Annotated in this window: 8 protein-coding genes; 5 read left to right on the top strand and 3 right to left on the bottom strand. The window is 33.3% G+C overall.

Features of this window, described 5'->3' with window-relative positions; genetic code table 11:
• The first annotated feature begins 14 nt into the window (after nt 1–14).
• The 3 genes from Ollyesu_RS06870 (at nt 15) to dxs (ending at nt 3,257) form a co-directional block, all read left to right on the top strand.
• Entirely contained in the window at nt 15–344 is a 330-nt protein-coding gene (locus tag Ollyesu_RS06870; RefSeq protein ID WP_279300499.1) for a hypothetical protein, read from the top strand.
• Nucleotides 345–463: 119 nt separating this feature from the next.
• Nucleotides 464–1,459 carry a hypothetical protein gene (locus tag Ollyesu_RS06865; protein WP_279300498.1) on the top strand — a complete coding sequence of 332 codons (996 nt, stop codon included), beginning with the start codon at nt 464–466 and terminating at the stop codon, nt 1,457–1,459.
• A 22-nt stretch (nt 1,460–1,481) separates the two neighbouring features.
• Nucleotides 1,482–3,257 (top strand): 1-deoxy-D-xylulose-5-phosphate synthase, encoded by a 1,776-nt coding sequence (gene dxs / locus Ollyesu_RS06860; protein WP_279300497.1) that lies wholly within the window; start codon nt 1,482–1,484, stop codon nt 3,255–3,257.
• Nucleotides 3,258–3,295: 38 nt separating this feature from the next.
• On the opposite strand, the gene Ollyesu_RS06855 is transcribed toward dxs, so the two are convergent.
• The 3 genes from Ollyesu_RS06855 to dgt all read right to left on the bottom strand — a co-directional run bounded on the left by Ollyesu_RS06855 (nt 3,296) and on the right by dgt (nt 9,443).
• Entirely contained in the window at nt 3,296–4,012 is a 717-nt protein-coding gene (locus tag Ollyesu_RS06855) for a hypothetical protein (RefSeq protein ID WP_279300496.1), read from the bottom strand.
• 4 nt (nt 4,013–4,016) lie between these two features.
• Nucleotides 4,017–8,015, bottom strand: a complete 3,999-nt coding sequence (locus tag Ollyesu_RS06850; RefSeq protein ID WP_279300495.1) for a thrombospondin type 3 repeat-containing protein — start codon at nt 8,013–8,015, stop codon at nt 4,017–4,019.
• Nucleotides 8,016–8,099: 84 nt separating this feature from the next.
• Nucleotides 8,100–9,443 (bottom strand): dGTP triphosphohydrolase, encoded by a 1,344-nt coding sequence (gene dgt, locus Ollyesu_RS06845; RefSeq protein ID WP_279300494.1) that lies wholly within the window; start codon nt 9,441–9,443, stop codon nt 8,100–8,102.
• 205 nt (nt 9,444–9,648) lie between these two features.
• Here dgt and Ollyesu_RS06840 point away from each other — a divergent pair, with 205 nt between their 5' ends.
• Nucleotides 9,649–12,453 (top strand): TonB-dependent receptor, encoded by a 2,805-nt coding sequence (locus Ollyesu_RS06840; protein ID WP_279300493.1) that lies wholly within the window; start codon nt 9,649–9,651, stop codon nt 12,451–12,453.
• A 34-nt stretch (nt 12,454–12,487) separates the two neighbouring features.
• Nucleotides 12,488–13,657: a multidrug transporter gene (locus Ollyesu_RS06835; RefSeq protein ID WP_279303048.1), complete on the top strand. Its 1,170-nt coding sequence runs from the start codon at nt 12,488–12,490 to the stop codon at nt 13,655–13,657.
• Nucleotides 13,658–13,683: the final 26 nt, after the last annotated feature.

Here is a 13,683-nt window from a genome sequence, read left to right as displayed (position 1 = left end):
TAAAAATATAATAAATGAAAATAAAATTATTATTAGCAAGTATGACTTTAGCTTTAGTGTCTTGCGCTGGAACACCAGAAGAGGAAGCTGCTAAACGTTTTTGTGACTGTTCAGAAGATATAACACCTATGATGAAACAGATGAAAGAAGATCCAGCATCTATAGATCTTCAAGCTTATAAAAAAGCTATGGATGACTTCACAACTTGTGTTGATCCAGATGGTGAAATGAAAAAGAAGGAAGATGCAATGACTAACGAAGAGAAAATTGCTCATGGTGAAAAAATGCAAAATTTAGTTAAGGCAACCTGTCCTGATGTTGCAAAAGCAATGGGAATGGAATAATAGTTTATTAAAACCTAATCAATTAAAAAGGAAATATCTTAATTAAGATGTTTCCTTTTTTGTTTTGTAAACATATTATTCGGCAAGACTTTTGATGCTTAATAAAAAAGATAAATAATATGGCTAGCTATTATTCTATTAAAATACCAAAACCCTGTCACGAGGGTTGGGACACGATGACACCAAAAGAAAAAGGTCGCTTTTGTAGCGCCTGCAATAAAACAGTTGTCGATTTTACAAAAATGGATACTTATCAAATTCAGGATTTTTTAATTGAAAATAAAGACCAACGTATTTGTGGACATATTAAGCAATCACAATTAGATTCGATTAATCTTAGAATTCCGTTAGGTTTAATTCAACAAAATCATAGTGTTTATAAATCTTTCTTTTTAGCAGTTTTAATTGTGATGGGAACGTCTTTGTTTAGCTGCTCTACAAATAACGGTAAACCAAAAAAAATTGATAGCATAGAAGTTATTGACACTACAAATAACCAAGTATTTGATATATTGGGTAAAATTGCACCACCTAATATTGATACTGTTAATTATAAAAAAACAGAGTGTAAAACACCTAAAAAAATATCACAACCACCTATTCCTGCTTTAGATGGGCTAATAATTACTAATACTATTACCACAGGAGAAGTTGCTACAATTTCTAATCCTGTTAAAACGCATTCAGTAAATGTAAATAAGCCTATAGATATTATTGAAGGTGATATCTCATTTGAAAAAAATAGACACACTGAACCTTTTCTTTTTAGCTATGTAGATGATTTCCCTAAATTTATAGATACACCTCAAAATTTATCAAAGCAAGACGAAAAGGCCTATTTTCAGAATAAACTAGCTGAATTTATTAAAGCTAATTTTGATATTTCTAAGACTAAACAATTAGGATTAAAAGGTAAGCAACGTGTTTACATCAATTTTGAAATTGATACAACTGGTTCTGTTATAATCAAAAATATTAAAGCTGCTCACAAATCACTAGAAATAGAAGCTAAACGAGTACTTGAAAAACTTCCAGAATTTATTTCCGCCAAGCATGATGGAAAATCTGTTGCTGTATTATATACTTTACCTATAATATTTAATGTAGAAGAATAATAAAAACTTGTACTTTTGTTAAGTGCAAAAACAGTTTTTAAAACATATAAATTCTCCAGAACAACTTCGTCTTTTAAAACAAGAGGATTTACCTATACTTGCGCAAGAATTACGTGACTTTATAATCAACATTGTTGCCACTAAAGAAGGTCATCTTGGTGCAAGTCTTGGTGTAGTAGAGCTCACCATTGCATTACATTATGTATTTGATACACCCAAAGACCAGTTAGTTTGGGATGTAGGACATCAAGCTTATGGACATAAAATTTTAACAGGTCGTAAAGATAACTTTGAAACAAATAGACAATTTGGAGGTTTAAGCGGTTTTCCTAAAAGAGATGAGAGTATTTTTGACACTTTTGGTGTAGGACACTCCTCAACATCTATCTCTGCTGCTTTAGGTATGGCTATTGCTAGTCAATTAAAAGGCGACTTAAGCACACAACATATAGCAGTTATTGGTGATGCCTCTATTGCTAGCGGAATGGCTTTTGAAGGCTTAAATCATGCTGGCGTTACAGATGCTAACCTGTTAGTGATTTTAAACGATAATGCAATTGGTATTGACCCAAGCGTCGGTGCTTTAAAACAATACTTGACTAACGTTAAAAAAGGTACTGAAAAACAAGACAATATTTTTGAGGCTTTAAATTTTGATTATTCAGGACCTATTGATGGACATAATTTACCATTAATTATCCAAGAATTAAATAGACTTAAAACTATAACAGGTCCAAAATTTTTACATGTTATTACCACTAAGGGTAAAGGGTTGCGTCAAGCGGAAGAACAGCAAGTCACTTATCATGCACCAGGAAAATTCAACAAAGACACAGGAGAGTTAATAGCCAAGTTTGAATCCAATCTTCAAGCACCAAAATATCAAGATGTTTTTGGACATACTATTGTAGAGTTAGCAAAACAAAACGAAAATATAATTGGAATAACGCCAGCCATGCCAACAGGTAGCTCATTAAAATATATGATGGAAGAGATTCCAGAACGCGCTTTTGATGTTGGTATTGCAGAGCAACACGCTGTAACTTTTGCAGCAGGATTAGCTACTCAAGGATTAATCCCGTTTTGTAATATTTACTCGACATTTTTACAGCGTGCTTACGATCAAGTTATACATGATGTTGCTATTCAAAATTTACCAGTAATTTTTTATTTGGATCGCGCTGGATTGGTTGGACAAGATGGTGCTACGCATCATGGCGTTTTTGATTTGGCGTATTTACGCTGCATACCAAATCTTATTATTTTTTCTCCAAGAAACGAAACAGAACTACGTAATATTATGTATACAGCGCAATTGGGCTTAAAACAGCCAATTGCAATTAGATATCCACGAGGAAGAGGAATTACAATCGATTGGAAACAACCTTTTACAAAAATAGAAATTGGTACTGGTCAACAACTTAAAAAAGGACAAGCAGTTGCTATTTTATCTATTGGAAACATGGCAAAAACTGTTTCTAAAGCATTAGATTTATTAGAAAATGATTCTGAATTTTCACATTATGATATGCGTTTTGTTAAACCTCTTGATCTGGCAATGCTTCATAATATATTTAAAACACATCACACTATTATCACCATTGAAGACGCTGCTATTAAAGGTGGGTTTGGAAGTGCTATCGCAGAATTTTCAGCAGAACACAACTATAAGAATAAGCTAGTTATCAAAGGTATTCCTGATCAATTTATAGAACATGGTACGGTTGAAGAACTACATCAATCTATTCAATTAGACGCTACAAGTTTAAGTGTATTCCTAAAAAAAATGACAGACTAAAAAATAGTCTGTCATTTTAAATTAAGTTTTTTAAAAGTCTAGTTTGTTGTAAACGACCAAACTTGACCTATACTTTTTGTTCCACTATCGTCTTTAGTATCAATTCTCCAGTAGTAGGTTGTTGCAGCTACTGTAGTGACATCAAATGTTGATGCAGATACATCAGACTGTAAAAGTGCTGGATTAGCGGTATCACCAAAATATACATCGTAAGTTAAGGTGTCACCTACGTCTGCATCTCCTCCAGTCCAACTTAGTGTAGTTGTTCCAGCATCTACAAAACCGTCCATTGCAGGTGCATTTAAAGTTGCGGTAAATGGTGTATAATTTGACACACCATCTCCTTCGGTATAAAACGCATACGTCTGTGAAGGCGCAGCTTCGTCTTCTGCATCTTTAGCAATTACATTCCAATAATACGCAGTTCCAGTTTCAAGGGTTACTGATCTACTATTAGTTGTTGCAGATAATTGCTCAACAATGTTTGTCATATCTCTATCCAATGCTATTCTCAATGTATAGGTTATAGCATCACCATCTGGATCTGATGAAGCAGACCATTGAAAGTTAATAGTATTATCTATACATAATAGATCAGCTGTTGGGTATACAAGAGTACTTACTCTTGTTGGTGCTGTATTTGGTGTTGGAGGTGGTGTGCTTCCGCCATCTCCTCCTCCATCATCACTTCCTCCACATGATGTAATTAATATACATGCAAATAGTATTGGTAATAAATTTATTTTCTTAATCATCGTCTTATTTTTTTATAATTTTTAAAACTTTAGGTCCATCAACATTTAACTTAACAAAGTACATACCTTTATTTAAATTGCTAAATGGTACTTCGATAGAATTAGCAGTAAATCTGGTATAATTTTTATTTAGGACTAGCTTACCATTAACATCAAATACTTGTACCTCTATTTGATTTTGCGTTACAGTTGTTGGCATTGTGATTTTAAGAATATCAACAACAGGATTTGGACTAGCAGTTATATCTAATTGATTGATTATTGTAGTTTTAAAAGTTCCTTCACATGTTTTAGACGTTTTAATTTCTAATTCACCGGAACCATCTAACTCAATATCAAAAATTGGTGTACTTGTTATTTTAATAACTTGATTGTTAAATACAACTGTATAAGGTGCAGTACCACTACTAACGTTTACAGTTCTTGTATTAGATGCATCATTGTTATTGTCTGGATTATTTACAATTTCTAATTCAATAACCTCAGCAGCATCAATATTTATTTCAAAACACTGCTCGTAAGATGTACCATTGACAGCTACACAAACCGTGTAGGATCCTACCGCTAAATTTTCAAAAGGAAATGTATTAGTTGTTATTTGCTCAGTCAAATTAACTCCAGTACCAACTACAGTTGCAGTGTAAGTCACAAAAGTCTCATTTACATTGACTATAATTTGACCGTTGTTCTCACCTTCACAAGTTTCTGAAACTACTTCTAGAGAGATATTATCTGCATCCAAATAACTTGTATCACAAACATCACCAATTCCGTTTCCATTACCATCTGCTTGGTCTGCATTTGGAGTATCTGGACAATTATCTGTCGCATCAAAAACACCGTCACCATCAGAATCCTCACAAGCATCTCCAATTCCGTTTCCATCAGCATCTGCTTGATCTGCATTGGCTAGAGTAGGACAATTATCATTAATATCTAGTATTCCGTCACCATCTGTATCTTGACAAGCATCACCAATTCCGTTTCCATCAGCATCTGCTTGGTCTGCATTAGGTGTGTTTACACAGTTATCCACATCATTAGTTATACCATCTCCATCCTCATCTCCATCAGGATCTAATGCATCGAACATTCCAGAGAATACACCTCTACCGTAAGTAGCTGCAAACACCATATTATCATCTCTTAAATCAAGATCTAATACCTTAACGTTAGACATACCGTTAAAGGCTTGGTTCCAGTTAGGGCTTGCGTCAGAAAAATTACTAGTATACCAAACTCCTAATTCAGTTCCAATGATAACCTCATCTAAATTTAAAGGGTTTTGAAGAATTGTTTTAACTGGTAAATCAGGTAAATCTCCTTCTTTAGGCAACCAATTTGCTCCTCCATCACTAGTATACCAAATACTTTGCACACCATAGTTATGTATAGTTACAAAAATTTCATCTTCAGATTGTCCAAACTCGACATCAGAGATACTTCCAACAATGATATTATTTAGTTCTAATTCTGTCCACACTGGTGTAGTATCAGCATTTTCTACTTTAAATACATCTCCTAACACTGTACCAACAAGTAATGTTGATGATGTTGTAGTGTATGGAGACACTGTAAATGCTGTAGGTCTGCTATCAAGATTAACATCTGTTAAGTTTGTTGCAGTTACAGTACCTGCAGACTTTATACCTGAATAACGTCTTACCCTTATAAAATCGTCTGAAGAATAATTTGAATAGATAATATCCAAATTAGAATCTAGTGCTTGTGGGTTTATAAAAGCTCCGTTTGATGTGGTTTCACTATTGATGGTAACAAATGAATTTGTATCTAAATTTAAAAGTCTTATACTTCTATTATATACAAAGTTTGTAATTACATATCTATCTGTACCGTCTTGATCAAAAAAGGTATAAGCACCATCACCACCAGAAATATCAACTGAAGAAGATGTTTGAGTACTACTACCATCTTGTACAAACTGCGTACCGTTATCTTGAAGTCCACCAGCAAAAAACTCACCTGTGAAAGCTGTTGTCGGTCCAACACCTACAGTATAAAATTGAGATGTATTAAAGCCAGTATCTCTTGATGTAATTGATGTACCTGAATTACTAGAATAATAGACACCTCCATCATTACCAAATACCATTACTGAAGAAGATCCTGGAGCGAATACTAATGCATGCTGATCTGCGTGTACTAATGGTACATTTAATCCAAGAAGATTATTATTGTTTGACCATTTAGATATTTGAGTCCATGAAGCACCTCCATCTGAAGAATCAAACAAGTCTATTCCTCCTGCATAAATAACTTGATCATTATTAGGGTCAACCTCTATAACTAAATCATAGAAAGCCTGGCCTCTAGTAAAGTCTGTTGCTGGTATACCGTTATCGGCATCATTTGGCAATGCCATAGCTGTTGCTGTATTACCTGCAAACCCATTTTCAGTCTTTTCCATTACTACTGGATTTGCTGTACCTTCTGCTAGCACGAAAACTTTCTCTGGATTGGATGAAGATACTGCTATTTGTGTTCTATCAGCATCTGGAACTGTTCTTACTAAACTAAAAGCATTTCCATTGGCAGATCGAAAAATCTTTCCTCCTCCATCACCAAAGACAGCACTATTAGTAGTTGATACCCAAATATTATTGTCTGCACCAATCTCTATATCATTAGGGCAATGTTTATTATTATCAGCAGTTAACGGTAATCCTATTTCGTTCCAATTGGCACCACCATCAACAGATTTGTATAATCCAAACTCTGGTCCAGTTAAATACGTTGTTGCATTTGCTGATCCGTAAAAGCTGTCTCCTGCTGCAACATACACTTCGGACACACCTCCATTATTTCTTACTTTAATATCGTTAACAAACTGTATACCTGGCACTAAATTTCCTGTAAATGTACCAGAAGCTGGATTTAACGAGCCATTAACTGTACCTGAGTTTAATGCAGCCTCTAATAAATCTCCATCTGCTTTTGAAATCATTACAGAAGGAATGGTTATAGTTTCATCGTCTCCACCCATAGGGATTGGAGTTCCAGCAATATTATTCATCATAATAACTCCTAAAGCTCCAGCATCTTCTGCATATCTAACTTTATCATCAAAATTACAAGTCCCTCGTCTTATAACTGCTATTTTACCAGTTGCATCAGCACCAAATGCTGTACAGCCTAATGTGGGATTACTACTTGAAGAGTCATTAGCCAAAATTAGATCAGCAGTTATAACTGAAGTTATTTCTGAACCAAATGCAACTGTAGGGTAAGATAGATAGTCTCCTGCAATACTTGCTGGTGAGTTTATAGTTATATCTGATGCAGACTCAAAAGTAGTAGGTCCTGAAATACCTCCAAAAATATTGGTCCATGTTGTACCTCCATCTTCAGATTTCCATACACCATCTCCATTTACATCTCCACCAACGTAGGACTCTCCTGTTCCAACATAAAAAATGTTAGTATTATTGGGATCGTAAGTTATACAACTTACAGCTAAATTTTCTGGTATATCAACTCTAGTCCAAGTTGAATTTGGATTAGATATATTGGTATTTTTCCATAATGCTCCACTAACACCACCTGCAAACACAGTTTCGTTTGTAGAGTCATTTGGATCAAACATGATAGCTCTGGTTCTACCACCTACATTGTTAGGTCCTCTCTCAATCCAGGGATTATCTATTGCATCACCTGGAACTCTAGCTGCTTCAAAAGCTTGTCTTTTTAATTCCTGAGCAGCACGGATTTCTCTTAAATTTTCAAAGGTTGGTCGCCCTAACGAAGGATTCATTGTTAGCTCCCATTCTTGTTCGTAAAATTTATTAGGTGGAAGTCCTTGCGCTTTTCTTTCAGCCTTACTTAATTTTTTGGTCTCTTTAAAAGGGCTGTTTTCTAAGTTTGCTTTGTGGGTTTCTCTTACGTCTTGATTTACAACAATAACATTTTTATCTGCTGAATTTATAGTTATTAACGCAACAAAAATTAACACACATGAAGTGAGTAATACTAATTTCTTTTTCATTGATTTTTTTTTAAGTCCTTAAAAATAATTGTTTTTATCATTATTACAATGATTATTTTGTTAAAAGGGTTTTTTTTGTCAGGTTTAAAAGCTAAACCCTCTTATTTTTTTGTATTGAATTATAGCTTCACTATCTGAAAATGAGGACACATAATGACATACATTTAATAATCTTTCATATAAGTTACTTGAGTCTAAGTCTAAAATTGTAGGCAAACCTTTCAAAATTAGTGTGTCATAATTTGAAGCATTACCTTGAAAAGTATTATTCACTGCTTTGGTATACGTTTCTAATAAGGCATTTAACACTTGATATCCTGCTATTTCTTTATCGACTACCTCTTTGGATTGGTAGACTTTTTCGACACTTAATTTAATGATGTCATTAATCTGTGCCTCATATTGACTTTTATCTAAAAGACTAATATTAAAACTTCCTTCTAGAATTGCCTCTTCATTTTTCATAAAAATATCTACAGCTTCATTAATTAATGTATTAATGGCTAAAGCACGTAAATAACTAACTCTGTCTTTAGTATTGGTTAACTGATGATATTTTTTGGTATTAATAGTTTGTCTAACTAAGTTTATTAAATACTCTAGCGCATATTCTTCCTCGATTAATCCTAAATTGATTCCATCTTCAAAATCAATAATAGTATAACAGATATCATCTGCAGCTTCGACTAAAAAAGTAAGAGGATGTCTAGAAAAACTCAAATTTTTTGCATCTCCTCTCTTTTGTAAACCTAATTCTTTTGCTAAATCAATAAAAGCCTCTTTTTCTGATTGAAAAAACCCATACTTTTTATCTGCTATATTGTTAGTCGGTTTTTTTGGCAACGACTCTTTTGGGTATTTAGTAAAGGCTCCAAGTGTTGCATAACTAAGTCTTAATCCACCTTCACGACCTGCTCTACTTTGTGTAACAATTTTAAATCCGTTAGCATTTCCTTCAAAATCGCATAAATCTTGATATTCTTTATCTAGTAGGTTTGCTTTGTATTGTTTGCCTTTTCCAGATTTGAAAAATTCCCCTATTGCCTTTTCACCAGAATGTCCAAAAGGAGGATTACCTATATCATGTGCTAAAGCTGCAGAAGCGACAATAGCACCAAAATCATTTGGTAAATACCCATGTATTTCTTGTAAATGTGGATGTTTCTCTAATACTTTTTGACCTACTTTTCTTCCTAAAGACCTTCCTACAACGCTAACCTCTAAACTATGTGTTAACCTAGTATGTACAAAGTCTGTTTGAGATAGTGGGATAACTTGTGTTTTATCTTGTAGACTTCTAAACTCTGAAGAAAATATGACTCTGTCATAATCTACCTCAAAGCCTAAACGTGTCTCATCTTGTTCTTGTCTTAATCTTTTATTAGTGTCGCCAAAGCGCTTTAAAGAGAGTAATTGTTCCCAATTCATAGTAATAATTTAAACTGATGCAATATAAGTATTTTGAAAACTAATGAATACTTATTTTTTAATGTTAACTAAATGTTTCTAAAATTGAGAAAACACTTCATTTACATAACCTTTAGCTAACTTTTTAGTGATTAAGTATTAACCTCTAGTTAACCTTGACTTTACAAAATGTGGGTTTCTTTGCATCAAGAATTTAATGTTCAAAATGAAAAAACTTACTTACTTATTTTTTACTCTATTTAGCGTTGTTGTATATTCTCAAACAGGCTCAATTTCTGGAAAAATAACAGATAAAGAATTTAATAATGAACCTTTAGCATTTGCCAATATTTTAATTCAAGGCACATCAACAGGAACAACATCTGATTTTGAAGGCTCTTATACTTTTACGGATTTAGAAGCAGGATCTTACACTATAGAATTTAGTTTTGTTGGTTATCAAACCCAAAGATTACCTGTTACAGTTACATCTGGACAAACCACTACTTTGGATGTTGTTATGTCGGCTAGTGCTGCAGCTTTAGATGAAGTCGTATTAGAAACAGTTACCACTAAACGCGAAAGTGAAACTGCACTTTTGCTAGAACAGAAAAAAGCTGTAGAAATCAAGCAAAGTATTGGTGCTGACGAATTATCTAGAAAAGGAGTTAGTGATGCAGCTGGAGCTGTTGCTAAAATATCTGGTGTTTCTAAGCAAGAAGGCTCTAGCAATGTGTATGTTAGAGGCTTAGGTGATAGATATTTAAACACAACAATGAATGGTTTATCATTACCATCTAATGATGTTAACAAAAAGAATATTGACCTAAATTTATTCTCTTCAGACGTCATTCAAAATGTGTCAATAAGTAAAGCATATGCAGCACAATTTTATGGAGATTTTTCAGCTGGTAACGTTGATGTCACATCTAAGGAACACAAAGGAGCAACATTTATAGATGCTTTTTCTGGCACAGGATTTAATACCAATGCTATTGACAAAAATTTTATTAGAAATGAAGGCACTGGATATTTTGGTTATTATGGAAGGTATGAGCATAATCCATTTGCTGTTGTTTTGTCTCATGGTGTAGACCCAGAAACTGTTGCTACACCTATAAATGTCTCTTACGGAGCATCTGGTGGTAGCTCTTTTAATTTTGAAAATGGCTCTAGATTAAGTTTCTTTTTAACGGGAAGTTTTGAAAACAAATACGAATACAGACAAGGTAAAAACGTTGATTTTACGACTGTAGAGAAAAAAGCTTTTGATGTAGCTGAAGAATATGAATATTCTACTACCACTACAGCAATGGCGAATTTAAATTATAAAATTAATAGCGATAACGGAATTAGTTTTAATTCAGTATTTATTAATAGCTCTTCTGATGAAGTTGGTTATTTTGGTATCGATGGACAAGGTAGAAATAGAGACGCTATAATTGAAACAGATAAGGGTTTTTATCAGCAAAATAGACAGTTTGACCAAACAAGAATGTTTGTAAATCAATTGCTTGGAAATCATAAATTTGGAAAACTAGAATTAGATTGGGGTTTTGGTTATAACAAAGTGTTTGCAGATCAACCAGACAGAAAGCGTTTTAGCGTAGAAAACTATCAATTTGCGTTGGATAATAACCCTAATACCAACCCGACATTTTACAGTAATGTAGTTTTTGATAACCAACGTTATTTCCAAAAAATTGAAGACGATGAATATAATGGTCGTATTAATCTTACTTACAAAGCCAACGAAAATCTAAAATTAAATTTTGGATATAATGGTCGTCATAAAACTAGACAGTTTAATAACATTAGATATGGTTATGATATTGTAGATGGTGATTACCAGATTACAGATGTCAATAATTTTGATTCTGTTTTCAATTTAGAAAACTTGAATCTAAATGACGAATCAAACGGAATTTATGAAATTAAAGTGTTAAAACCATTTCCAACATTATCAAATACGAACAGACCAGGACTATTTGAAAACACTTATAACGGTAAACTTAATATTTATGCTGGTTATTTAGATGCTGAGATTACAGCAGGAGACAAATGGTTATTTGTACCTGGAGTGAGAGTAGAGAGTTTTGAACAAAATATTTCTTATGATGTGATTAACTTAGGGAATAGTGGTATAGACACTAAAAGCTCCAATGAAACATTTATACTTCCAAGTTTGAATATTAAATATGCTTTAAATGAAGATCAAAATCTACGTTTTTCAGCCAGCAAAACAGTATCAACACCAGAGTTTAAAGAAATAGCTCCTTTTGTTTATGAAGATGTTTCAACTAGAATAGGCGGTAATCCTGATGTACTTGGTTATTCAGATATCTTAAATATTGATTTAAAGTATGAATGGTTTTTTACCAGAAGCGAAATATTTTCTGTAGGTGCTTTTACCAAACAAATAGATAATCCAATAAACTTGGTTGTAGTTGGTGACGCTACAGGAACACAACGCTACGTTAGAACAGGAGATCAAGCAACAATTTATGGATTTGAAGTTGAATTAAGAAAGAATATTTTGGTGGATGAAAATGACAATACCAACTTATCATTTGGTGTTAATGCAACATATATGAATACTAAACAAGATTTATATGAAAATATAGATGGAACTTTTGATTTAGCATTTAATAGAAATGAAGATAATTTACAAGGTGCTTCACCTTTATTATTAAACGCAGATATTAGCTACTCTCCTACTTTTGAAAACTACAAACCAGTAGCAAATTTAGTATTCTCTTATTTCTCTGACCGTATTGATGCATTGGGCTCTGGGGATTTAGGCAATATTGTAGAAAAAGGCGTACCAACATTAGACTTTATTTGGAAAAATTCAATTAACGATAATTTCGAAATTAATTTTAGTGCAAAAAACCTTTTAAACCCAACCATACAATATGTAAGAGAAGATCAAAATCAAGGAGACATATTAGTTGTTTCTGCTAACGGAAAAGGAGTTACAGATTATAAACGAGGACTAAATTTAGGACTTCAACTTAAATATAAATTTTAAAACTAAATACAATTAAAAATAAAAAACAAGAACAATGAAAAAACAATTAATCTTATCGCTAGCATTAGTATCGATGATATTCTCTTGCTCAACAGATGACACTGCGGATATCATAATTAATGATAATAGTGTAATTAACAATTCTTCTGGAGGAGGATCAAATTCAGACACCATATTTTTATCTGGAACTTATACTGAAGATTTAACATTAGATGCTAATAATACTTACAAATTAAATGGTTCGTTAATAATGGCTAGTGGCACTACATTAACCATTCCAGCTTGTATGACAATCCAAGCCTTATCATCAGGAGCTAATGTTTATATTGCCATTTCTCAAGGTGCAAAAATTATAGCCAATGGAACAGCAGATTGCCCAATTGTATTTACTTCTGATGCTTCTAACCCACAAGCTGGAGATTGGGGTGGAATCATTTTGTTAGGTAAAGCTCCAGTAAATTCTGTAACTGGTACAAACACTGCTACTTCAGAAATTGCAAGTTTACCTTATGGTGGTAATATAGCAGATGATGACTCAGGGTCTTTAAATTATGTTCGTGTAGAATATTCTGGAGGAGCTGCAGATGGACAATCTGAAAATAATGGTTTTTCATTTTATGGCGTGGGTAATGGAACAGATGTAAACTATATTCAAGCATATGCTGGTAAAGATGATGGTATAGAGTTTTTTGGAGGTACAGTTAACGTAAATTATATTTCTGTAATAAATGCTGAAGATGATTCGGTTGACTGGACTGAAGGTTTTTCAGGAACTTTAAATCATGTTTATATTTCAAATAGAGTGTCTGATGACAAAGCTATCGAAGCAGATGGATATAATACTGACTTTAGTAATGCGTCTGGTGTGTTCTCTAGGCCTACAGTTAACAACCTTACTATTGTAGGAGAAGGTACTGCAGCGGGACATGCTGAAGCTATTAGACTAAGAGCTGGTACACAAGGTATATTTACTAATGTACATATCACAGGATATTTAGAGGCTTTTGATTTAGACGATGTAGATACAGGAAACGGAGTTATAAGTGATGATTTACAAGTTACTGACGTCACTTTTGTTGATATAACTACAAAAGTAAAAAACGATACTACTGTGACTTTTACTGATGCAGATTTTTATACAGGCGAAGGTAATGCTACAGCAACTGATTACGCAACTTGGGGAGCGGATTGGACAATAAACTAAACTCTAAGAAAGAAATAAAAAAAGCC

It is taken from the genome of Olleya sp. YS, from assembly GCF_029760915.1.
GTDB lineage: Bacteria > Bacteroidota > Bacteroidia > Flavobacteriales > Flavobacteriaceae > Olleya.
This window is presented reverse-complemented; position numbering and strand designations above follow the sequence as displayed.